The sequence below is a fragment of the Prauserella salsuginis genome (assembly GCF_024648885.1).
Classification (GTDB): Bacteria; Actinomycetota; Actinomycetes; order Mycobacteriales; family Pseudonocardiaceae; genus Prauserella; species Prauserella salsuginis.
Map to the genome: position 1 here is coordinate 370,316 of NZ_JANBBF010000008.1, position 21,942 is coordinate 392,257.

General features: G+C 70.8%; 21 protein-coding genes. 10 read left to right on the forward strand and 11 right to left on the reverse strand.

Annotated elements, in window-relative coordinates:
- Positions 1 to 67 precede the first annotated feature (67 nt).
- Complete coding sequence (dxs, locus tag LY40_RS03185; RefSeq protein ID WP_258935882.1) at positions 68 to 1,984, reverse strand: 1-deoxy-D-xylulose-5-phosphate synthase; 1,917 nt, start codon at positions 1,982 to 1,984, stop codon at positions 68 to 70.
- A 40-nt stretch (positions 1,985 to 2,024) separates the two neighbouring features.
- A complete protein-coding gene (locus tag LY40_RS03190) occupies positions 2,025 to 2,747 on the reverse strand; it encodes a FadR/GntR family transcriptional regulator (protein WP_258935883.1) in 723 nt (240 codons plus the stop codon).
- 197 nt (positions 2,748 to 2,944) lie between these two features.
- On the opposite strand from LY40_RS03190, the gene LY40_RS03195 reads away from it, so the two are divergent.
- From LY40_RS03195 to LY40_RS03205, 3 genes are all read left to right on the forward strand, one after another.
- A complete protein-coding gene (locus tag LY40_RS03195; RefSeq protein WP_183786025.1) occupies positions 2,945 to 3,496 on the forward strand; it encodes a gluconokinase in 552 nt (183 codons plus the stop codon).
- Positions 3,497 to 3,531: 35 nt separating this feature from the next.
- A complete protein-coding gene (locus LY40_RS03200) occupies positions 3,532 to 4,920 on the forward strand; it encodes a GntP family permease (RefSeq protein ID WP_183786027.1) in 1,389 nt (462 codons plus the stop codon).
- 459 nt (positions 4,921 to 5,379) lie between these two features.
- The gene (locus LY40_RS03205; RefSeq protein WP_258935884.1) at positions 5,380 to 6,594 is read left to right on the forward strand and encodes an alpha-hydroxy acid oxidase; all 1,215 of its coding nucleotides are present in this window, start codon (positions 5,380 to 5,382) and stop codon (positions 6,592 to 6,594) included.
- Between the two features lie 152 nt (positions 6,595 to 6,746).
- Here LY40_RS03205 and LY40_RS03210 read toward each other — a convergent pair whose 3' ends face one another.
- From LY40_RS03210 to LY40_RS03220, 3 genes are all read right to left on the reverse strand, one after another.
- The gene (locus tag LY40_RS03210) at positions 6,747 to 7,637 is read right to left on the reverse strand and encodes a hypothetical protein (RefSeq protein WP_183786031.1); all 891 of its coding nucleotides are present in this window, start codon (positions 7,635 to 7,637) and stop codon (positions 6,747 to 6,749) included.
- A gap of 376 nt (positions 7,638 to 8,013) precedes the next feature.
- Positions 8,014 to 9,249, reverse strand: coding sequence for a class I SAM-dependent RNA methyltransferase (locus tag LY40_RS03215; protein WP_258935885.1), 1,236 nt, complete (start codon positions 9,247 to 9,249; stop codon positions 8,014 to 8,016).
- Positions 9,246 to 11,306: an APC family permease gene (locus LY40_RS03220; protein WP_183786035.1), complete on the reverse strand. Its 2,061-nt coding sequence runs from the start codon at positions 11,304 to 11,306 to the stop codon at positions 9,246 to 9,248. Before LY40_RS03220 ends, LY40_RS03215 begins: the two co-directional genes overlap by 4 nt.
- Positions 11,307 to 11,404: 98 nt before the next feature.
- Here LY40_RS03220 and LY40_RS03225 point away from each other — a divergent pair, with 98 nt between their 5' ends.
- Both LY40_RS03225 and LY40_RS03230 read left to right on the forward strand, forming a co-directional pair.
- Positions 11,405 to 12,070 carry a potassium channel family protein gene (locus LY40_RS03225; protein WP_183786037.1) on the forward strand — a complete coding sequence of 222 codons (666 nt, stop codon included), beginning with the start codon at positions 11,405 to 11,407 and terminating at the stop codon, positions 12,068 to 12,070.
- Positions 12,071 to 12,727: a potassium channel family protein gene (locus tag LY40_RS03230; protein ID WP_183786039.1), complete on the forward strand. Its 657-nt coding sequence runs from the start codon at positions 12,071 to 12,073 to the stop codon at positions 12,725 to 12,727.
- A gap of 27 nt (positions 12,728 to 12,754) precedes the next feature.
- Here LY40_RS03230 and LY40_RS03235 read toward each other — a convergent pair whose 3' ends face one another.
- Complete coding sequence (locus tag LY40_RS03235) at positions 12,755 to 13,624, reverse strand: DUF3159 domain-containing protein (RefSeq protein ID WP_258935886.1); 870 nt, start codon at positions 13,622 to 13,624, stop codon at positions 12,755 to 12,757.
- A gap of 27 nt (positions 13,625 to 13,651) precedes the next feature.
- Positions 13,652 to 14,029: an OB-fold nucleic acid binding domain-containing protein gene (locus LY40_RS03240; RefSeq protein ID WP_183786041.1), complete on the reverse strand. Its 378-nt coding sequence runs from the start codon at positions 14,027 to 14,029 to the stop codon at positions 13,652 to 13,654.
- A 191-nt stretch (positions 14,030 to 14,220) separates the two neighbouring features.
- Here LY40_RS03240 and LY40_RS03245 point away from each other — a divergent pair, with 191 nt between their 5' ends.
- A complete protein-coding gene (locus LY40_RS03245; protein ID WP_258935887.1) occupies positions 14,221 to 14,955 on the forward strand; it encodes an alpha/beta fold hydrolase in 735 nt (244 codons plus the stop codon).
- A 70-nt stretch (positions 14,956 to 15,025) separates the two neighbouring features.
- Here the strand turns inward: LY40_RS03245 and LY40_RS03250 are convergent, their stop codons facing one another.
- Together LY40_RS03250 and dut are read right to left on the reverse strand one after the other, a co-directional pair.
- Positions 15,026 to 15,718: a DUF3710 domain-containing protein gene (locus tag LY40_RS03250; RefSeq protein WP_258935888.1), complete on the reverse strand. Its 693-nt coding sequence runs from the start codon at positions 15,716 to 15,718 to the stop codon at positions 15,026 to 15,028.
- Positions 15,718 to 16,182: a dUTP diphosphatase gene (gene dut / locus LY40_RS03255; RefSeq protein WP_258935889.1), complete on the reverse strand. Its 465-nt coding sequence runs from the start codon at positions 16,180 to 16,182 to the stop codon at positions 15,718 to 15,720. Before dut ends, LY40_RS03250 begins: the two co-directional genes overlap by 1 nt.
- Before the next feature lie 138 nt (positions 16,183 to 16,320).
- Here dut and LY40_RS03260 point away from each other — a divergent pair, with 138 nt between their 5' ends.
- Positions 16,321 to 16,815 (forward strand): DUF3093 domain-containing protein, encoded by a 495-nt coding sequence (locus LY40_RS03260; protein ID WP_258936259.1) that lies wholly within the window; start codon positions 16,321 to 16,323, stop codon positions 16,813 to 16,815.
- Positions 16,816 to 16,948: 133 nt separating this feature from the next.
- Here the strand turns inward: LY40_RS03260 and LY40_RS03265 are convergent, their stop codons facing one another.
- On the reverse strand, positions 16,949 to 17,257 hold the full coding sequence (locus LY40_RS03265; RefSeq protein ID WP_183786045.1) for a DUF4193 domain-containing protein: 309 nt from the start codon (positions 17,255 to 17,257) through the stop codon (positions 16,949 to 16,951).
- Between the two features lie 490 nt (positions 17,258 to 17,747).
- Between LY40_RS03265 and cei the strand changes: the two genes are divergently transcribed.
- Positions 17,748 to 18,434, forward strand: coding sequence for an envelope integrity protein Cei (cei, locus tag LY40_RS03270; protein ID WP_308292553.1), 687 nt, complete (start codon positions 17,748 to 17,750; stop codon positions 18,432 to 18,434).
- Between the two features lie 46 nt (positions 18,435 to 18,480).
- Here cei and LY40_RS03275 read toward each other — a convergent pair whose 3' ends face one another.
- Positions 18,481 to 19,290, reverse strand: coding sequence for an inositol monophosphatase family protein (locus LY40_RS03275; RefSeq protein ID WP_183786402.1), 810 nt, complete (start codon positions 19,288 to 19,290; stop codon positions 18,481 to 18,483).
- 177 nt (positions 19,291 to 19,467) lie between these two features.
- Here LY40_RS03275 and ppgK point away from each other — a divergent pair, with 177 nt between their 5' ends.
- On the forward strand, positions 19,468 to 20,229 hold the full coding sequence (gene ppgK / locus LY40_RS03280; protein WP_183786049.1) for a polyphosphate--glucose phosphotransferase: 762 nt from the start codon (positions 19,468 to 19,470) through the stop codon (positions 20,227 to 20,229).
- A 206-nt stretch (positions 20,230 to 20,435) separates the two neighbouring features.
- Positions 20,436 to 21,839: an RNA polymerase sigma factor gene (locus tag LY40_RS03285; protein WP_183786403.1), complete on the forward strand. Its 1,404-nt coding sequence runs from the start codon at positions 20,436 to 20,438 to the stop codon at positions 21,837 to 21,839.
- Positions 21,840 to 21,942 lie beyond the last annotated feature (103 nt).

Consider the following 21,942-nt stretch of genomic DNA (forward strand, 5'->3'; position numbering starts at 1 on the left):
GTGCCGGCCGGTCCACTTCGGACCGGCGGAGGCGGGCACCACTCCGGCTCGCCCGATCCCCGCCGTGTCAGGTCCGCGGGGTCGGATCCGCCTCGGCGTCACCACGGGCCTCGTCGATCCGGCCCGCTGCCCACTCGGTGACGGTGCGGGCGACGTCCTGCGCCGTGAGGCCGACGTCGGCGAGGACCTCGCCGCGGCTGCCGTGGGCGTGGAACCGCTGCGGCACGGCCAGATCCCGCAGCGGCACGTCGCACTCGGCGTCCCGCAGGGCGGCGGCGAACGCGGAGCCGAAACCGCCGTGCCGGCCGCTGTCCTCGACGGTGACGACGAGACGGTGCCTGCGGGCCAGCGCGGTGAGCTCGGCCGGCACCGGCACGACCCACCGCGGGTCCACCACGGTGACGTCGATGCCCTGGTCGGCGAGCCGGTCCGCGGCGTCGAGGCCGAGCCCCGCGAACGCGCCCACCGACACCAGCAGCACGTCCTCCCGCTCGCTGCGGCGCAGCACGTCGACCGTGCCGAACCGCTCGGTGGCGGGCACCGCGTCGACCACGCCGCCCTTGGAGAACCGCAGCGCCGTCGGCCCGTCGGAGGTGGCGACGGCCTCGCGGAGTTCCTCCCGCAGCGTCTCGGCGTCACGCGGCGCGGCGACCCGCATCCCCGGCACCATGCCCAGCAGTGACAGGTCCCACATGCCGTGGTGGCTGGGCCCGTCGGGACCGGTCACGCCCGCGCGGTCGAGCACCAGCGTCACGGGCAGACGGTGCAGCGCGACGTCCATCAACGTCTGGTCGAACGCCCGGTTCAGGAAGGTCGAGTACACGGCCACGACCGGATGGCGGCCGTCCATGGCCAGCCCGGCCGCGGACGTCACCGCGTGCTGCTCGGCGATGCCGACGTCGAACCAGCGATCCGGATGGGCCTCGGCGAACGTGTGCAGCCCGGTCGAGCGCAGCATCGCGGCGGTGATCGCGACGAGGTCCTCGCGCTGCCCGCCGAGGCGGGTCAGCTCCTCCCCGAACACCGAGGTCCAGCTCGGCCCCTTCGCCGGCGGCAGGCCCGTCTCCGGATCGACCGGATCGGTCTGGTGCATCTGGTCGGCCTCGTGGTTGACGGCCGGTTCGTAGCCGTGCCCCTTCTCCGTGGCCACGTGCACGATCACCGGGCCGCCGAACGCCTTCGCGCTCTGCAGCGCCTTCTCCAGTGCCGCGACGTCGTGTCCGTCCACCGGGCCGAGGTACTTGAGGCCGAGGTCGGAGAACATCACCTGCGGGGTGAACGCGTCCTTGATGCCGGCCTTCGCGGCGTGCAGCGCCGTGTAGATCGGCTTGCCGACCACGGGCGTGTGCTGCAGCAGCTCACGCCCGCCGTCGAGGATCCGTTCGTAGCCGGGCCGCAACCGCAGCGCCGAGAGGTGCTCGGCGAGACCGCCGATGGTCGGCGAGTACGACCGGCCGTTGTCGTTGACGACGATCACCACGGGCAGATCCGGCTGCGCGGCGATGTTGTTGAGCGCCTCCCAGCACATGCCGCCCGTCAGTGCGCCGTCGCCGACGACGGCGACCGCACACCGATCGGTGTCGCCCGCGAGCCGGAAGGACTTGGCGAGCCCGTCGGCGTACGACAGCGCCGTGGAGGCGTGGCTGTTCTCGATGTGATCGTGCTCGCTCTCGTCGCGGGCCGGGTAGCCGGCGATCCCGCCGCGCTGGCGCAGCCCGTCGAACTCCGCCGCGCGCCCGGTGACGATCTTGTGCACGTACGACTGGTGGCCGACGTCGAACAGCAGCGGATCGCGCGGCGAGTCGAACACCCGGTGGAGCGCGAGCGTCAGCTCCACGACGCCGAGATTGGGTCCCAGGTGCCCGCCGGTGCGGCGAACGTTGTCGACGAGGAACGTCCTGATCTCCTCCGCCAGGGCGCCGACCTGCTCGTGGTCCATCGCCTTGAGATCCGCCGGCCCGTGTACGGACTCCAGCAACGTCACTCTCCACCTCATTCGCCGTCGGTTCACGGTGCCTGACCGCTCAGTCTAAAGAGGGATTCCCGGTGCCGAGCGGCGCCATGGCGTCGCGCACCTCGCCGAGCAGATCCCGCATCGCCTCCTCGGCCCGGCGGTACTGCCCTGCCGACACCGCCGCGGCGACGTTCTCGTGGGCGTCGAGCGCCTCGGGGACCGGCTGCCGGGGCATCAACCCCAGCTGGGTCCTGCCCCGCAGCACGACGGCGACGACGTCGGCCAGCGCGGCGAACATCTCGTTGCCGCTCGCCTCGAGCAGCAACGTGTGGAAGGCGATGTCGGTCTGCATGAAGTCCTCCAACAGGCCGCGTTCGCCGAGCCCGCGCAGTCGCGCGCCGAGTTCGACGATGCGCGTGCGCTGCTCCGCCGAGGCGTTCCAGGCGGCCGCGCCCGCGGCGAGGGGCTCCACCGCGATGCGGAGTTCGGTGAGCGAGCGCAGCTGCGCGTCTCGTCCGCTGCCGGCGAGCCGCCACCAGATCACCCTGGGGTCGAAGACGTTCCACGACGTGGCGTCCTGCACGGTGATGCCGACCCGGCGGCGCGAGGTGACCAGCCCCATGGACTCGAGGATGCGCATCGTCTCGCGGGCGACCGTGCGGGAGACGCCGAAGCGCTCCTGGATGTGCTCGAGGGTGAGCGTGTCCCCCGACTCCAGATCGCCGTCGGTGATCTCGCGCCCGATGGCCTCCAGCACCGCGCCGTGTCTGCTCTCGAACCCCACCCTGCTCACGACCGTCCAGGCTAGTCGTGGTGGGCCGACCGTGGGGGCGACCCGCCCGCGACCGGGGCCGTCGTCACACGCCGGAGGCCGTCACCACCCCGTCCCCGCAATGGTGTTACCTTTCGAGTTCAAACGTAGTACCTTTCCATGCAACCTGGTGCACATCCCGATGCATCACCGCCGCACACGTTCACCGAGGAGCGCCCATGCCAGCCACCTGTCTCGTGGTGATGGGAGTGTCCGGCGCAGGCAAGAGCACGATCGCCGCTCACCTCGCCGACGAACTCGGCTGGCCGATGGCCGAAGCCGACGAGTTCCATCCCGAGGCCAACATCGCGAAGATGTCGGCGGGAACCCCCCTCACCGACGCGGACCGCATCCCGTGGCTCGAAGCCCTGCGAGCGTGGATCGACGAGCGCGGTGCGGACGGTGAAAGCGTCGTCGTGACGTGCTCGGCGCTCAAACGGACCTACCGCGACGTGCTCCGGCGAGCCGGCGTACGGGTGCGGTTCGTCCACCTGAGCGGCTCGGTGGACACCGTCGGCGGGAGGCTTTCCGGCCGGTCCGGCCACTTCATGCCACCCGCACTGCTGGAGTCCCAGTTCGCCGATCTGGAACCCCTCGACGCCGACGAGGACGGCGTGGCACTCGACGTGAGCGACGCCCCCGATTCGATCACCGCCACCGCCCTCGACCGTCTCGGGCTCCGGTCCGGCGGCCGCGGCGACGCCCCGGCCGACACGAACGCACCAGGCTGAACAACAACGACAACGAGGTCGGAAACGGAGCCGGTATGAACACCGACGAGTGGACCCAGACCCTCGGAGCAGGGCCGCTACTGGGCATCGCCGGGGCCGCCGTGGCGGTCCTGCTGATACTGATCATCGGGCTGCGCGTGCACGCCTTCCTCGCGCTGGTCGTGGTCAGCATCGCCACTGCCTTCGCGGCGGGCATCCCCGCGGGCTCGGTCATGGACACGCTCACCGACGGCTTCGGGTCCACGCTCGCCAGCGTGGCCCTGCTCGTCGGCCTCGGCGCGATGCTGGGCAGACTCCTCGAGATCAGCGGCGGCGCACAGTCGCTGACCGACGCGATGATCCGCCGCTTCGGGGAGAAACGCGCCCCGCTCGCCCTCGGCGTCGCCTCCCTCATCTTCGGCTTCCCGATCTTCTTCGACGCGGGACTCGTCGTGATGTTGCCGATCGTGTTCTCCGTGGCACGACGGCTGGGCGGCGGCGTGCTGCGCTACGGCCTGCCCGTGGCGGGCGCCTTCTCCGTCATGCACATCTACGTGCCGCCGCACCCCGGCCCGGTTGCCGCGAGCGGCCTGCTGGGCGCCGATGTCGGCCTGGTCCTGCTGTTCGGCCTGATCATCGCCGTGCCGACCTGGTACATCACCAGCTACCTGTACGGCGTGATGGTCGGCAAGCGGATCGCGCTGCCCGTCCCGGAGATCCTCCGCGGCGGAGCGGACACCACCGAGCAGGACCAGAACCCGCCCCCGGCGTCGACGGTCATCGGCCTGCTGCTCATCCCCCTCGTGATGATCTTCGCCAATACCGGGCTCGACACCGCGGGCGAGGCGGGCTGGATCGACGGCGACGCGAGCTGGGTCCAGGTGGCGATGGTGGTCGGCTCCACGCCGGTCGCTCTGCTGGTGACCGTGTTCGTCGCCAGCTACGTGCTCGGCACCCGCCGTGACCGCAGCCGCAGCGTCATCGAGCGACTGCTGGACTCCTCGCTCGGCCCGGTGTGCGCCATCATCCTCATCACCGGCGCAGGTGGCATGTTCGGCGCCGTCCTGCAGGCCAGCGGCATCGGCGAGGCGCTCGCCGACGCACTCGACGGCGTCGGCATGCCCGTGTTCATCGCCGCCTACGTGATCGCCGCGGTCCTGCGCATCGCACAGGGTTCGGCGACCGTCGCGCTCACCACCGCGGCGGGCCTGGTGCAGCCGCTGGTGATGACCGGCTCGTTCTCGAGCGTCGAGGTCGTGGCGATCGTGTTGGCACTCGCCGCCGGTTCGGTGACGGCGAGCCACGTCAACGACTCGGGATTCTGGCTGGTCGGCCGATTCTTCGAAATGGACACCAAGACGACGCTGAAGACGTGGACCGTCATGGAGACCACGATCGGCCTCGTCGGATTCGGTCTCGCCGGCGTCCTGTTCCTCCTCGGATAGCCCCGAGGAAGGCTGCGCAGTTCCCGGTACGGTGCGATCTGTCGCGCCGTACCGGGAATGTCCTGCTGCGGCCGGTCGACCGTGTCGTGTCCGTCTCTGCCGATCCCCGAGTACGGCGAACTCGCGACAGCCGGTGGGCGCCGTCGCCGCTTCGACCTCCCCACCTGAGCCGAGATCCGATCGGCTCAGCCACAGCCTCGAACAGCCGTCCTCCCCGGGACTGCTGTGGCGGCGAGCGGGATCGTCGTGGCGTGGCGTTCGGCTGCTCATGGTCGAGTCCCGTGGCCGAGTGGAGCCTCGGGCCGTTGCTCGTGCGGTGCGCACGTGATCGCGCTGTACACCACCGCGCCTGAGCCGGATGCTCAGCCGTGACGAGTCCCGTCCGTCCACGGGCGAGCACCCTGTTCAGGGGTGATCACCCCCGCACGCCGTTTCGAGAAACCTGAAGGAAGGTCGACCATGGCGCGCCGCCAACTGCCCCGATGGTCCGAGCTCCGGCCACTGCTGCGAGTGAAAACGCCCACGCTCGACCCGGTCCAGCGACGGCTCGCACAGGCCCACACCATCGACGATCTGCGCACCGTCGCGCGACGCAGAACCCCGCGCGCCGTCTTCGACTACACCGACGGCGCCGCCGAGCAGGAAACCAGCTTGCGACGGGCGCATCAGAGCTTCAGCCGGATCGAGTTCCACCCGAACGTCCTGCGTGACGTGTCCGCAGTGGACACGTCACGCAGCATGTTGGGCAGCCGCAGCGCGCTTCCGTTCGCCTTCGCCCCAACGGGCTTCACCCGAATGATGCAGCACGAGGGCGAACGCGCCGTCGTCCGCGTTGCCGACCGCGCGGGCATCCCGTTCGGGCTGTCCACCATGGGGACGACCTCGATCGAGGACGTCGCCTCGGCCGCCCCTCGCGCCCGCAAATGGTTCCAGCTGTATGTCTGGAAGGACCGCGCAGCCGGCGAAGAGCTCGTCCGCCGCGCCCAGGAAAGCGGCTACGAGGCACTCGTGCTCACCGTCGATACACCGGTGGCCGGTGCTCGCATGCGCGACGTCCGCAACGGCCTGACCATCCCGCCGTCGCTGACGTTGCGCACGGTCCTCGACGGTGCGACACACCCCACCTGGTGGTTCAACCTCCTCACCACCGAGCCCCTCCAGTTCGCCTCGCTGAGCAGTTGGGAAGGCACGGTCGCCGACCTGATCAACAAGATGTTCGACCCGACCATCACGGTCGAGGATCTGGAGTGGCTGCGCGGGCTGTGGAAGGGGCCGTTGATCGTCAAAGGGATTCAGAACGCAGCCGACGCGCGCATGGTCGTGGATCACGGCGCGGACGCCGTGATCCTGTCCAACCACGGCGGGCGGCAGCTCGACCGCGCGCCCACCATGCTGGAACTGCTCCCTTCGGTGCTGGACCGGGTGGGTGACGACGCCGAAATCTACCTCGACACCGGAATCCGCAGCGGCGCCGACATCGTGGCCGCACTGGCGCGCGGCGCACGCGGATGCCTGGTCGGTCGCGCCTTCCTGTACGGCCTCATGGCCGGCGGGGAACGCGGGGTAGCGCGCACCGTCGAGATCCTCAGCTCCGAGATCACGCGCACGCTGCAACTGCTCGGCGTGACCTCCGTCGACGACCTGACCGAGGAGCACGCCACGCTGCGGAACTGACCGATCAGGAGGTGCCGGCACTCGCTCGCCGCGACTGCCGGCACCTCGTACCGCGGATGCCGGTTCGCGGACCGGGTCGGCCGCAGGTACCGAAGTGGCGTGCCGCTCGCCGCCCGAGGGCGGCGAGCACGCACGTTCGCCCGGTCAGACCTTCATTCGCATCGGTTGTCGGTGCGCGTGTCACCCTCGCCACCGACGCAGATGATCGAGCCGGAGTCGCCGGCATGCCCGAAACCCGGTACGGCGAAGCAGTCGACGAACTCCGCCGTGATTCCCCCGAACCCCACCATCACGACCACCTCGTCGTCCTCGATTACCGACGAGGTGTACTCGGTGGTCCGGCCCACCTTCTCCACGACCATGTCCTCCTCCGGCTCGGCCGCGGCGGCGTCGCCGGCCACGAGCGTGACGTCGAGCTCCTCGAGGACAGTGGTCATGCGGCAGCCAATGATCCGGCCCGAACAGTCGCCCGCGAAGAGCAGGCCGACCGCCGGGTGCTCCGGCGAAACCGGAGGCATCTGCTCGTCCATCACCTCGCCGGATATGAGGGCGTCGTCGGTCGGAGCCGCGATCGCGCAGTCGACGCGGTTGCCGTCCTCGACAACATCCACCCAGCGCGTTAGCGTCGCAACCCGGTCAGCGGGGTCAACCCCTCCGTCCGCCGGGCCCGGCTGCACCACAGGATCACCCACCTCGGCGTCGTTCATGTTCGCCAGCACATGATTGTTCGACAACACCTGCCGCGAACCGTCGGTGTTGTCACGCACCAGGCATCCCACGGTGCCGGCGGAGATGTCGACATGACCGATGCTCGCTCCGGTGCGCACCGGACGAACCCGTTCGGTGTGCTCGAGGACGTCGGGCCCCGACTCGTCGGCCCCGACGTCCGGGGAACCCAGCGCGTAGAAGGGGCCCGCCTCGACGACGTCGACCGGCACGTCGATGCCGTCGACCGGGACGCTCGCCGGGAGCAACCGGTCCCTGGCCACGAGCTCGGGCGGATCTTTGCGGGATACGTACACGACGACGACCGACTCATCCATGCGCTGTCCACCCCGTCGACGACGCCCGAGCGCGAACCCGTTGACGTTGGAGTCGGAACCGTGCGACTGCTTGAGAAGATCGCGTGCGGACCGCCGCCGTGCGCGTTCGGCCGAGTTGTCGGACGACATGACAGCCCCCTATGCGCATCGTGTAACGCAACATCACGGAGTGTAACCCCGTCCCCTCGGCCCGTCCAGAGCCTGCGGTGGCCCCTCACCCGGTTCCGGGCCGCGGTGAATAGGCAATCCCGGCCGTACGTACGCGAGCCGAGCCCGCTGCGGATCGAACCGCTACGTGCGGGCTCGTACCGGACCTTCGGTAGGTCGATCGTCGTCGAACATCGGCCCTACGGGGTGTTGTGCCTCGGGAGCCGCCTCACTCGGCTCGGGCCGCGCCGCCGCTGCCGCCGCCGGCGCCCGACTCCCGGCATTCGAGCAGCGCGACGCATTCGACATGATGGGTCATGGGGAACGCGTCGAACGCACGCAGTGCGGTCATGCGGTAACCGTGGCCCTGCAGTGTCGCGACATCGCGGGCCAGTGCCGCCGGGTCGCAGGCGACGTACACCACACGGGCCGGCGATGCGCCCGCGATCGCGTCGACGACACCGCGCCCCGCACCCTTCCGCGGCGGGTCGAGCACCACGACATCGGCCGCCGCCTCCACTGTGGACACGATCCGTTCGACCGTGCCGCAGTGCCACTCCACCTGGGGCAGATCGGACAGATTGGACTGTCCGTCGCGGACGGCCCGCCTGCCGGACTCGATCGCCAGCACCGATCCGTCCCTGCCGACCTGTTCCGCCAGTACGGAGGCGAACAGGCCCGCACCCGCGTAGAGATCCCAGACCCGGCCGCCCGCAGGCGCCGCAGCCCACTCGGCCACCACCGCGGCCAGCGTCGACGCCGCGGCCGGGTGCACCTGCCAGAAGCCGTGGGCCGCCACCCGCCAGGTGCGGTCCGCGGCGTGTTCGACGGCGATCCCGCCCGAGACCTGTTTCGGCCTGCCGCCGCGGCGGATCTCCGCCAGGTGCACGGTGCCCCGCGCGTCCTCGGCCACCTCGAACTCGGTGCCGGGGCGGGCCCGGCGTGCCAGGCCCGCCCCGGCCGCCCCCTCGAGGGTGATGGGGCAGTCCTCCAGCGCGATCACGTCGTGACTCCGGTGCGCCCGCAGCCCGGGCCTGCCGTCCGGCCCGGTCACGAACCGCACCCGGCTGCGCCAGCGCAGCGGCTCGTCGGTCAGCGCCTCCACCTCGACCGGCCACGTGACGCCCGCCAGTCGTTCCAACTGCTCGGCGACCACCCGCGCCTTCAGTGCGCGCTGTGCCACCGGGGCGGCGTGCTGCCAGTCGCACCCACCGCACAGACCGGGACCCGCGACCGGGCACGGCGGTGTGACCCGGTCGGACGAGGCCTCGAGCACGGCGATCGCGTCGCCGCGGCAGAACGATCCACCGCGGTCCTCCGTCACACGCACCCGCACCCGCTCCCCCGGCAGGGCGTGGCGGACGAACACGACCCGGCCCTCGACGCGGGACACACAGTGGCCACCGTGGGCGACGTCGCCCACGGTGACGTCGAACTCCCGGCCGCTCCAGTCGCCGTCGCTCATCGGTCGTCCTTCCCGGCACCCGGTCCGTCCCGGCGGGTCCGGCCGTTCCCGTCCTGCCCGCCGCCCGTCAGACCGCGCCGCACGTCCCCGGCGACCGCACGGGGCCCGTCGGGGTCGGAGCCGTGCGCCCGCTTCGACGACTCGAGCTGCCACGGCACGCTCGTCACCATCACCCGGGACTGGAACAGCAGCCGCGTCTTGAGCCGCAGCGCGCTCTGGTTGTGCAGCACCTGCTCCCACCAGCGGCCGACGACGTACTCGGGGATGAAGATCGTCACAACGTTGCGCGGGTTGTCCCCGCGGACCCGCTTCACGTAGTCGAGCACCGGCCGCGTGATCTCCCGGTACGGCGATTCGACGACCTTCAGCGGGACCGTGAACTTCCGGCGGTTCCAGTCGTCGGTGAGCCTGCGTGTGTCGACGTCGTCGACGTTGACCGTCACCGCCTCGAGCACATCCGGTTTCGTGGCCTTCGCGTACGCCAGGGCGCGCAACGTGGGCCGGTGAATCTGGGAGACCAGCACGATGGCGTGGTTGCGCGCCGGCAGCGTCACTTCCTCACCCTCGACCTCCTTGATCTCCTCGGCCACGTGGTCGTAGTGACGCCGGATGCCGCGCATGAGCACGTAGATCGCCGCCATCGCCACGATCGAGATCCACGCGCCCTCCAGGAACTTCGTCACGAGCACGATCACCAGCACGGTCGCGGTCATCACCAGGCCGAACGAGTTGATCAGCTGTGCCCGGCGCATCTGCTTGCGAGCGGCCTCGTCGGTCTCCACGGCGAGCCTGCGGTTCCAGTGCCGGATCATCCCGCTCTGGCTGAGCACGAACGAGACGAACACCCCGACGATGTAGAGCTGGATCAGCTGGGTGACCTGGGCGTCGAACACCGCAACGAGCACGATGGCCAGCAGCGCCAGGAAGAGGATGCCGTTGCTGAAGGCCAACCGGTCGCCGCGCGTGTGGAGCTGCCGGGGCAGGAACCGGTCCTGCGCCAGGATCGAGGCCAGTACCGGAAAGCCGTTGAACGCCGTGTTGGCAGCCAGGACGAGGATCAGACCGGTGAAGAAGATGATGTACCAGATCGCCGGCGCGAAGCCGCCGAACACGGCCCCGGCCAGCTGGGCCACGAGGGTCTTCTGCTCGTAGCCCTCCGGCGCGCCGACGAGCTGGGTCGCCGGGTCCTCGGCCATGATCACGCCGGTGACGTTGGCCAGAAACAGCAGCCCGAGGAACATCGTCACCGCGAGCACGCCCATGAGCAGCAGCGTCGTCGCCGCGTTCTTGCCCTTGGGTTTGCGGAACGCCGGCACCCCGTTGGCGATCGACTCGACACCGGTCAGCGCGGCGCTGCCGGTCGAGAACGCCCGTAGCACCACGAACACGAAAGCCAGCCCCGCCAGGTGCTCCCCCTCGGTGGCCAGCTCGAACCCGGCGCTCTCGGCACGCACGTCCTCGCCTTGCACCACCGTGCGGACAAAACCCCACCCGATCATGGTGAGAACGCCCACGACGAAGGCGTAGGTCGGGATCGCGAACGCCGTACCGGACTCCCGCACCCCGCGCAGGTTCCCCGCCGCCAGCAACACGATCGCCCCGACGGAGAACAGCACCTGGTGATCGGCGACGAACGGGATCACCGAGCCGATGTTCGCCGCCGCCGCGGAGATCGACACCGCGACGGTGAGCACGTAGTCGACGAGTAGCGCGCACGCCACTCCGAGGCCCCAGTTCGGGCCGTGGTTGACGGTCGCCACCTCGTAATCGCCGCCGCCCGAGGTGTAGGCGCGGACGTTCTGCCGGTACGAGGCGACGACCGCCGCCATGACGAGCGCGATGACGAGGCCGACCCACGGGCTGTAGACGTACGCCGACGTACCGGCGATCGAGAGGACGAGGAGAATCTCCTCGGGCGCGTAGGCCACACTCGACATCGGGTCGGAGGCGAAGACCGGCAACGCGATGCGCTTCGGTAGCCGGGTGTGCGCCAGGCGGTCGCTCCGGAAGGGGCGGCCCAGCAGCAACCGTTTCGTCGCGGTGGCGAACTTGGACACCCGTGCAGGGTAATCACCGCCCGTGGCCCGCATGTCGCCGCGGCGCGGTAGGTTGCATCGCAGTCGCCGACAACACGCACAAGGAGGCGGAGACAACCGTGCACGTGGTGATCATGGGATGCGGCCGGGTGGGCGCGTCCCTGGCCGCCGCCCTCGAACGGCTCGATCACGAGGTCGCCGTCATCGATCGCGACCAGGAGGCGTTCCGCAGACTCGGCAGCGACTTCCACGGCCAGCAGGTCGTCGGCATGGGATTCGACCGGGACGTGCTGACCGAGGCCGGGATCGAACGCGCGGGCGCGTTCGCGGCGGTGTCCAGCGGCGACAACTCGAACATCATCTCCGCCCGGGTGGCGCGCGAGCTGTTCGGCATCGAACACGTCGTGGCCCGCATCTACGACCACAAGCGCGCCGCCGTCTACGAGCGCCTCGGCATCCCGACGATCGCCACCGTGCCGTGGACGACCGACCGGTTCCTGCGCACGCTGCTGCCCGACGGTGTGGCCACGTCGTGGCGTGATCCCACCGGGACGGTGGCCCTGCTGCAACTGCCGCTGCACGAAGACTGGATCGGCCGCAACGTGCGCGACATCGAACGAGCCGCCGGGGTCCGCGTGGCGTTCGTGATGCGCTTCGGCACCGGTGTGCTGCCGACCACCACGACCGTCATCCAGGCCGACGACGAGGTGTACGTCGCCGCGCAGTCCGGCACCGTCGGCGACGTCACCGCCGTGGCCGCCCGCGCGCCCGAGGAGGAGGACTAGATGCGTGTCGCGATCGCCGGTGCCGGCGCGGTGGGCCGGTCCATCGCCTCCGAGCTCATCGAGGCCGGCCACACGGTGCTGCTGATCGAACGGCTCTCCCGCCAGTTCACCCCCGAGGTCGTCGAGGCCGCGGAGTGGGTGCTCGGCGACGCCTGCGAGATGTCCACGCTCGAGGCGTCGGGTATCGAACGCTGTGACGTCGTCATCGCCGCCACGGGCGACGACAAGGTCAATCTCGTGCTGGCGCTGTTGGCCAAGACCGAGTTCGCGGTGCAGCGCGTGGTGGCGCGGGTCAACAATCCGGCCAACGAGTGGCTGTTCAACGAGAGCTGGGGTGTGGACGTCGCGGTGTCCACGCCGAGGATGCTGGCGGCGATGGTCGAAGAGGCCGTGAGCGTCGGCGACCTGGTGCGGCTGATGACGTTCCGTAAGAGCCAGGCCAACCTCGTCGAACTCACCCTGCCCGAGGAGACCCCGCTGGCCGGCACGCCCGTCGAGCGGCTCAACCTGCCGCGAGACGCCGCGCTGGTGGCCATCCTGCGGGGCGAACGCGTCATCGTGCCGCAGCCCGACGATCCGGTCGAAGGCGGTGACGAGGTGTTGTTCGTGGCACCGGAAAGCGTCGAACCGGAGCTCCGGACCGCGCTCGGCCGCTGAGCCGGGCGCGTCCGGGCGAAGCGGGCGTCAGCGGGGTGGGTTGTCGGACGACTCGTCGTCGGAGGCCGCTCCGCCGGCGCCCGTCGAGACCGCACCGGACGGCACGGCGCCGGGCGCGCCCTGGGCGGGCCGGTCGTATTTGGCACGCAGTTCCGCCTCGATCTCGGCGTCGGTGCGTGTCCGGCTCTCACGCAGGTGTTTGAGCCTGCGGTCCGAACGGCGCACCGCCCACACGACCACCAGCAGTGCCAGGCCGTAGAGCGGATATCCCATGGCGATCTTCGCGAACGCCAACCAGCCCGTGTGGTCCTCGTCGTAGAGCCACCGCTGCACGATGAACCGCGCGGCGAACACGGCGGCCAGGGCGAGCGTGGCGATGTCGTAGCCCCGGCGCGACGGCTTGTCCTTGCGCCAGTCCATGCCGGTGCCGTTGAGCGCGTTCCACACGACGCCGGCCAGAGGCCAGCGCACGAGCACCGACAGGGCCAGCACGCTGAAGTACACCACCGACGTCCAGATGCCGAACAGGAAGAAGCCCTTGGCCTCGCCGGTGCGGTAGGCGATGAACGCCGCGATCGCCACGCCGAGGAAACCGGAGATCGCGGGCTGCACCGGTTCCTTGCGCACGACGCGCACCACGGTGATCGCCACGGCGCTGCCCAGGGCGATCCAGATGGCCGGCATGAGCCCGAACATCGCGTTCGCCAGCACGAACACCACGACGGGGATGCCGGAGTAGATCAGCCCCGACACGCCGCCCATCTGCTCGAGCATCGTCGGCGCACGGTCGGCGCCGGCCTCCCGGGAGCCCGGGTCGTTGCCACCGCGGCCCGCCTCGGAGCCGTCGGTCTCGTCCGGCTCGCCGGTGCGGTCGGGCTCACGGTCGGGTGCGGTCACGCGGGAACTCTCCGGATCTCGTCGTGGTCAGGTGGGCTGCAGCAACTCGTAGTACGGGTTGTACAGCACTTTACGGCCCTCGCGGTCCGCCATGCGGCCACGGGCCTTGATGGTGCGGCCCGGTTCGATGCCGGGAATCCGCCTGCGGCCGAGCCACACGAGCGTGACCTCGTCGGTGCCGTCGAACAGCTCGGCCTCCAACGTGGCCGCCTCGGTCGCGGGGCACAACTCGACACTCCGCAACCGCCCGAGAACGGTGACCTCGTCGCCGCAGCGACAGTCGCACGCCCGCTGGGCGCCGCTCGCTTCGGATTTCTCGGAGAGATCGTCGGCGTCGAGGGTCTCGACGTCACTGGTGAGTTTCTTGACCAAGCGGCTGAAGTAGCCGCCGTCCTTGGCGGGCATGTGCCTGCTCCTGTACTTCGAGGGCCCCCGACTCAGCATTTCACGGCCCGTACGTGTTCAGCGTAGCTTTCCTACAGGCACAGGGAAGCCGACGGAGGTCGACTGTGGCAAGGCGCCACGACGTGAGCTGCGTTATGTCCGCGTGCGGGCCGGTCACGGGGACCGGAAAGCCGGTCGAGCAGGATGTCGGTGTGCCCGCCACACACCTTTCCCATCCCGCTCTGCCCTGCGGCGCCGCCGTCCTGCCCGGCACCGGTTCCGACGAGGTGTTCGCCCGCGCCGTGTTCGCTCCGGCGCTCACCACCGCCGGGATCGCCGTGGCCGCGCCCCGGCCCCGTGCAGGAGCCGCGCTCGTCCGGGAATCGCTCGCGGCGCTGGACGCGTTCGCCGCGGCCGCGAGCGGGCCGATCCTGGTCGGTGGTGTGTCCCTCGGGGCCCAGCTGGCCGTCGAATGGGCACTGCGCAACGACACACGCTGCGCCGGGGTGCTGGCCGTGCTGCCGGCGTGGGCGGGCACGCCGGGCGATGCACCGGGCGCGATCGCCGCCCGCACCTCGGCGGACCTCATCGACCGCGAAGGGCTCGATCGCGCGCTCACGATCGCGACCGACGGCGTGCCACCGTGGCTGGCGGCCGAACTGACCCGCTCCTGGCGCCGCCACGGCGACGGCCTCGCCGCGGGGCTCCGCGCAGCCGCCGCGCACCCGGCACCGGATCTCGACGCGCTGACCCGGTGCCGGGTGCCGGTCGGCATCAGCGCCTGCACCGACGATCCGGTGCATCCGGTCGAGCTCGCGCGAGCCTGGGCGACGGCGCTACCGGACGCGAGCCTGCGCGAGATGCCGCTGGCGGCGTTCGGTGCCGACCCCGCATCGGCGGGCCGGGCCACGATCGACGCCTGGCGGGAGGCCTGCCGGGCTCGCTGAGGCGGATCCCGTCCGGCGGGCCCCGCCTCGGCGCGTGGTCAGCCCTGCCCGGAGCCCGGGCCGAACGGACTCAACCCTGCCCGGACTGCTGCGCCGCGATGTGCTGCGCGACCTGCTCGGGCAGCCGCACCGGCAGCGGCGTGCGCACGGGCATCGGCGCGTCCCCGCGCGCCACGATCGTGCCGCGCACGATGTCCCGCAGCACCTCTGGCGCCTCGGCGGCCTGCGTCTGCGGGCCTGCGATCACGCCCCGCAGCATCCACCTCGGGCCGTCGACACCGACGAACCGCAGTGCCATCTCACCGATGACGGCCGACAGCTCCATCCCCCACTCGCCCCGGCCGAGCGAGACCTTCGCACCGTCGCCGCGCAGCTGTTCGGCGAGTTCGTCGCTCACCGACCGCCACTGCCCGCCCGAACGGGGCGCCGCGTACGCGCTGACCGTGACCTGCCCCTGCGGCACCACGATGTGCACGGCGCGGACGTTGCCGCCCTGCTGGTCCATCTCGACCTGCACCTGCGACCCGTCCGGCACGGGCACGCGCACCGAGCCGAGGTCCATGCGCGGCAGTCCGTCGTCGGGGGCGTCCGCCTCGTCGTACGGGCCCGACGCGCCGTCGACCCGGTCCGCAGGCGGGTCGCCCTCGACGTCCTCGGCCTCACCGGCGCCGGACGCGGCCGTCACCGGTTCGTCGCCGATGTCGGCTCCCGCCCCGGCCTCGTCGCCGGCCGCCTGTCGTCGCTTCCGTCCGAAAATCCCCACTAGTTCTCCGTTCCGAGGGTCGCGTGCCCACCCGTCGAACCGTAGCCGCCCGTCCCCCGCTCGGTCGGCTCGAGTTCGTCAACCTCGACGAACTCCGCGCGGCTGACGCGCTGCACGATCAGCTGCGCGATCCGGTCGCCCCGCGTGAGTTCGACAGGCTCGGCCGGGTCGAGGTTCACCAGGCACACCTTGATCTCACCGCGGTATCCGGCGTCGATGGTGCCGGGCGTGTTCACGATCGACAGGCCGACCCGCGCGGCGAGCCCCGACCTCGGGTGCACGAAGCCGGCGTATCCGGACGGGAGCGCGATCGCCACCCCGGTTCCCACCACCGCGCGCTCGCCCGGCGCGAGCACGACGTCCCGGGTGGTCACGAGGTCGGCACCGGCATCGTCGGGCCGCGCGTAGGACGGGAGGGGAACATCGGGATCGACGCGGGAAAGCAGGACCTGCACGCTGGACACGGCTGGCGAGACTACCCTGAACCCGTGAGCACGAGTGCACGCGCGCGGCCCGACGGCGACGATCCGGCGACCGGCCCCGACAACACGCAGGGCAACGACTCCGGCGGCCGCGACCGCGGTTCGGCGGGCGAATCCGAGGTGCGATTCAGCGAGCGGTTGTACATGGCCTGGTGGTGCTGGCCGCTGCCGTTGATCGGCGCCGCCCTGCTCGCCGCGGAGGTCCACATGGGCTATCCGGGGGTGCGGGCCTGGCTGCCGTACGTGATCCTGCTGCCGCTGGCCGCACTGCTGCTGCTTGGCTTCGGCCGGCTGAAGATCCAGGTCACCGGCGGCGGCCGTCCCGAGCTGTGGGTCGGCGACGCCCATCTGCCGCTGCGGCACGTCGGCGCGGTCGAGGTGATCGGCAAGGGCGCCCGGCGCAGGACCCTCGGACCCGAGCTCGACCCGGCCGCGTTCGTCGTCAACCGGGGCTGGGTCCCCACACTCGTGCGGGTCGAGGTGACCGACCCCGACGATCCGACCCCGTACTGGTTGTTCAGCACGCGCCACCCGGAGCGTGTCGCCGCGCTGCTGCGGGAGGCACGTCCGCCGCTGCACCCCGACACGCCACAGACCCCGTCCGCGGAGGACTGACCCGCACGGCCTGCCGACACGACAGGAGCGGCCGGGTGATGTCCGCCATCACCCGGCCGCTCCCGTTCTGCCTGTATCCCGTTCCGCCTGTGTCGCCCCCTACCGCCGCCGCGCCCGCCGATGCGGGCCCGGCTCACGCGCAGTCGCGGCAGATCAGCTGAGAACCCGACTCCTCGGCGAGCCTGCTGCGGTGGTGCACCAGGAAGCACACCGAGCAGGTGAACTCGTCGGCCTGCTTCGGCACGACCTTGACGGTCAGGTCCTCACCGGAGAGCCCCGACAGGTCGGCGCCCGGGAGCTCGAAGTTCTCGGCGCTCACGTCTTCGTCGACGTCGACGACGCCGGACTGGTTCTCGTTGCGCCGCGCCTTCAGTTCCTCCAGCGAGTCTTCGGCGAGCTCGTCCGCCTCACTGCGGCGCGGAGCGTCGTAGTCGGTCGCCATTGTCCTTCACCCCTGCGATCAGCATTTCTCTCGATACGCGACCGTCGGAGGCGAACTCCGGCGGTCCTGTCGCTTCCGCTGGTCAACGTTCCAGCGCCTGTGTTTGTGCCCGGGAGAAGGGTGAGTGTCGTCTCATCGGTGTTGCCACCTGCGTCACACGTCGCCACAGCCCGGGAGCCCGGAGAGGGTAGCCCACGACGTACCCGGCTCCACAGCAGGTCACCCCGACCCGGTGGGACGTCACTCGGGCGGGGCATTTGATTCGGTCCGAGGCGGGTTACCCGGGATGGGGTGCCGCGACCCATACGCCCCGGAGAACACGTCGTCGCTGCCGGTACAGCCGCCTTCGCCGCGTCACGGCGGCGCTGTGACCGGCTCGGACGGCGTGTCCCCGGCGGGTCCCGGCCTGCGCCGCCGTTGTAACGCCTAAGCTGATCAACGGCGACATAGACGATAGTTGGGCGGGGATCGGCGAAGGGACGGCTCAGTGGTGTCGGGGACCGGGGGCTTCCGGAGAAGCCGTGTCAAGCCGTACCGGAAGCACAAGCCGCTGCCTGCACTGATCGTGGTGGCGGTGCTGGGCCTGGCGGCGTCGGCGATCTGGATCAACGTCGTCACCTCCACCGAGGATCTCGACGAGGCCATTCGCTGCACCCCTGCGGCACATCCACCCGAAGGGGTGACATTCAACCCGCAGCCCCACGACGCGCTCTCCAGTACTCAGCCCGCCCCGCCGCACCGGGTGAACGTGCAGGTACTCAACGCGAGCGGGCTGCGCGGCGAGGCGGCGATGACCACGTCGGCACTCGAACAGCTCGGATTCACTCAACTCGGTGAACCAGGGAACGACGACGCCTTCCCGAAGGGCGAGGCGTCGTGCCACGGCCAACTCCGCTACGGCCCGAACGGCGAGGCCGCTGCCCGCACGCTCCGGCTCATCGACCCCTGCCTGCAGCTCGTGGAGGACGGCAGGAAGGACGCCACCGTCGACCTGGCCATCGGCTCGGCCTTCAACGACGTGCGCCCCACCAGCGAGGCCCTCGACGTCCTCGAGCAGCTGAAGCGCTCGAGCAAGAACAACACCTCGGGCAGTGAGCAGTCCGCAGGCGGCGCGTCCGGGACGAGTTCGCTCATCGACCGCGAACTGCTCGACCAGACCGAGCCCGAGCACTGCTGACCCGCGGCCGGGCGACAGCCCTCGCCCGGCCGGCTGCCACCCTCGGTCAGATGCCGCCCATCCCGCACTCGATCAGGGACGCGCGCAGCGGTTCGGCAATGGCCGGTGCGGCCGCCATCGTGCCGTCGGTCCCGAGCTCGGGGTCCTGGCCAGGCAGCGCCACGACGGCGCCCGCTTCCTCGGCCAGCAGCGCGCCCGCCGCCCAGTCCCACCGCGCGAGGCCGTGCTCGGCGTAGCCGTCCAGCCAACCCGCCGCGACGTGGCACAGGTCGAGTGAAGCCGATCCGCCACGGCGGATGTCCCGCACCCGGCCGAGCAGCGCGGCGATCATCGCGGCCTGCCGCTTCCGTCGCTCGGTCACGTAGTTGAAGCCGGTACCGATCAGGGCCATGTCCAGCCCAGCGGGCCGCGACACCGTCAGCCTGCGCCCGTCCAGCCACGCGCCGCCACCGCGCACCGCCGTCCACCGGCGTCCGCTCACCGGTTCGACGACCGCGCCCGCGACGGACACGCCGTCGATCTGCGCGCCGACGGACACGGCGAAGTCCGGCAGGCCGTACAGGAAGTTCACGGTGCCGTCGATCGGGTCGGCGACCCACGTGACGTCACCGTCACCGGCGCGACCGTCACCGTCCTGACCGCCGCCGCCTTCCTCGCCGAGGACCGGCTCCCCCGGGCGCAGCTGGGCGAGCCGGGCGCGGATGAGCTTCTCCGAGGCGACGTCCACGGCCGTGACGACGTCGGTACGGCTGGTCTTGGTCTGCACGTCCACGCCGGCGCCGTCGAGCATCGACTCGCGTTCGGCCGCGACGAACGCGGCCGCCTCCACGGCGACGCGCTCGGCGACCTCGACCAGGTCGACGTACGGCGAGGCGGCACCGTCGGCGGAGCCGGAGGTGGCGGAACGGTTCGGGGCCGGGGTTCCGGATTCGGGTTCGATCGTGTCCACGGGGTCTATAGGACCACACCGCGCCGCCGATCCGGCTAAAGTCTCCCGCCAGGAATCTGAATCGAGCAGGAAGGGGCGACGCCGATGGCGGCGACGCGAGGGTTCGGCATCGACGTCGGCGGGAGCGGAATCAAGGGCGCGCTCGTCGACCTCGACACGGGCGAGTTCATCGGCGACCGGTTGCGCATCGACACGCCGCAGCCGGCCACGCCCGGAGCCGTGGCGGACGTCGTCGGCGAGATCGTCCGCCACTTCGACTGGGACGGCCCGGTCGGCGTGACGCTGCCGGCCGTCGTCAAGCAGGGCGTCGCCCACACCGCGGCCAACATCGACCCCAGTTGGATCGGCACGGACGCCGACGCCCTGTTCGCCAAGCGACTCGGCCGCAGCCGCGACGACGTCGCCATGCTCAACGACGCGGACGCCGCGGGTCTGGCCGAGATGCGCTTCGGCGATCCGGCTGTGCGCTCCGGTGTCGTGGCACTGCTGACCTTCGGCACGGGCATCGGCAGCGCACTGTTCGACGACGGCAAACTCATGCCCAACACCGAGTTCGGCCACATCGAGGTCGACGGCCACGACGGTGAGACCCGCGCCGCCGCGTCGGTGAAGGACCGCGAGGAACTGTCGTACCCGGAGTGGGCCGCGCGCGTGGATCGTTATCTGACCGTGCTCGAGAATCTGATCTGGCCGGATCGGTTCATCGTCGGCGGCGGCGTGAGCAAGAAGGCCGAGAAATGGGTGCCCCTGCTGACGAACCGGACGCCCGTGGTGGCGGCATCGTTGCAGAACAACGCGGGGATCGCGGGCGCGGCGGCGGCCGCGGCGGAGGGCATCGAACCCTGACCGGCGACCGCCACGGCGCCCCCGCCACGCCTCGCCCACCGGGCGGGCAACGGGATTTCGACGACGAAAAACATGATCGCGCCCCGACTCCGCGCGGCGACGTCGTTACAATGGAACACGGCCCTCGACTGCGGGATGCGAAACCGCAGGCCGAGGGCATGTCCCCCGAATCCAAGGCAGCCGGGACGCATGCGTACCGGTTCGTCATGATCGACCGCTGCGAAAGGGCGTACGTGGCAGCCGCAAAGACCGCAACCCGAAGCGGGCCGAAGACAACGAGCGCCGCCGAGCAAGCGACAGCCGAGGAGACGGCGGCCGCCGACGGTGCCGAGGCGCCGGAAGCGACAGCGACCAAGCCTGCGCGCAAGACGGCCGCGAAGAAGTCTTCCGCCAAGTCCACCAAGTCGGCCAAGTCGACGGCTTCCGCCAAGGCGAAGCCGAAGGCCGAGGGCGAGGAACCCGACCTCGACGGCGCCGATGTCGAGGACGTCGACCTGTCCGACCTCGACGTCGACGCGGTCGAGGTGGATGTCGTCGACGCCACGGTGACCGAGGAGGACGCCGAGGAGGCCGAATCCGAGGAGGCTCCGAGCGGCAAGAAGAAGCAGCAGACGCCGGACGGCGACTTCGTCTGGGACGAGGAGGAGTCGGAGGCCCTGCGGCAGGCCCGCAAGGACGCCGAACTCACCGCGTCGGCCGACTCGGTCCGCGCCTACCTGAAGCAGATCGGCAAGGTCGCCCTCCTGAACGCGGAGGAAGAGGTCGAGCTCGCCAAGCGCATCGAGGCCGGCCTGTACGCCTCCGAGCGCATGCGCGTCATCGAGGAAAAGGGCGAGAAGCTCACCACTCAGATGCGCCGCGACCTCAAGTGGATCATCCGCGACGGCGAGCGCGCCAAGAGCCACCTGCTCGAGGCGAACCTGCGACTGGTCGTGTCGCTGGCCAAGCGCTACACCGGCCGTGGCATGGCGTTCCTGGACCTGATCCAGGAGGGCAACCTGGGCCTGATCCGTGCGGTCGAGAAGTTCGACTACACCAAGGGCTTCAAGTTCTCCACGTACGCCACGTGGTGGATCCGCCAGGCGATCACGCGCGCGATGGCCGACCAGGCTCGCACCATCCGTATCCCGGTGCACATGGTCGAGGTCATCAACAAGCTCGGCCGCATCCAGCGTGAGCTGCTGCAGGACCTCGGCCGCGAGCCCACTCCGGAGGAGCTCGCCAAGGAGATGGACATCTCCCCGGAGAAGGTCCTGGAGATCCAGCAGTACGCCCGCGAGCCGATCTCGCTCGACCAGACCATCGGCGACGAGGGCGATTCGCAGCTCGGCGACTTCATCGAGGACTCCGAGGCGGTTGTCGCGGTCGACGCCGTGTCGTTCACGCTGCTGCAGGACCAGCTCCAGTCGGTGCTGCAGACGCTGTCCGAGCGCGAGGCCGGCGTGGTCCGGCTGCGCTTCGGCCTCACCGACGGTCAGCCGAGGACTTTAGACGAGATCGGTCAGGTCTACGGGGTCACGCGCGAGCGGATCCGTCAGATCGAGTCGAAAACGATGTCCAAGCTGCGTCACCCGTCGCGGTCCCAGGTCCTGCGCGACTACCTGGACTGACGACCGGCGCGGCTGTCACAGCCCGGCACCCGGCCGCCGGCCCGCACACCGCGGGCCGGCGGCCGTTGTCGTGTCGGGCAACCGTCGCCGTGACCGCCCGGGC

Excerpts from the sequence above, each read along its gene's own strand:
- LY40_RS03195 (WP_183786025.1), top strand. The coding sequence starts at position 2,945 with ATGCCAGCCACCTGTCTCGTGGTGATGGGAGTGTCCGGCGCAGGCAAG.
- LY40_RS03200 (WP_183786027.1), top strand. The coding sequence starts at position 3,532 with ATGAACACCGACGAGTGGACCCAGACCCTCGGAGCAGGGCCGCTACTG.
- LY40_RS03205 (WP_258935884.1), top strand. The coding sequence starts at position 5,380 with ATGGCGCGCCGCCAACTGCCCCGATGGTCCGAGCTCCGGCCACTGCTG.
- LY40_RS03210 (WP_183786031.1), bottom strand. The coding sequence starts at position 7,637 with ATGGATGAGTCGGTCGTCGTCGTGTACGTATCCCGCAAAGATCCGCCC.
- LY40_RS03215 (WP_258935885.1), bottom strand. The coding sequence starts at position 9,249 with ATGAGCGACGGCGACTGGAGCGGCCGGGAGTTCGACGTCACCGTGGGC.
- LY40_RS03230 (WP_183786039.1), top strand. The coding sequence starts at position 12,071 with ATGCGTGTCGCGATCGCCGGTGCCGGCGCGGTGGGCCGGTCCATCGCC.
- LY40_RS03240 (WP_183786041.1), bottom strand. The coding sequence starts at position 14,029 with ATGCCCGCCAAGGACGGCGGCTACTTCAGCCGCTTGGTCAAGAAACTC.
- LY40_RS03265 (WP_183786045.1), bottom strand. The coding sequence starts at position 17,257 with ATGGCGACCGACTACGACGCTCCGCGCCGCAGTGAGGCGGACGAGCTC.
- ppgK (WP_183786049.1), top strand. The coding sequence starts at position 19,468 with ATGGCGGCGACGCGAGGGTTCGGCATCGACGTCGGCGGGAGCGGAATC.
- LY40_RS03285 (WP_183786403.1), top strand. The coding sequence starts at position 20,436 with ATGATCGACCGCTGCGAAAGGGCGTACGTGGCAGCCGCAAAGACCGCA.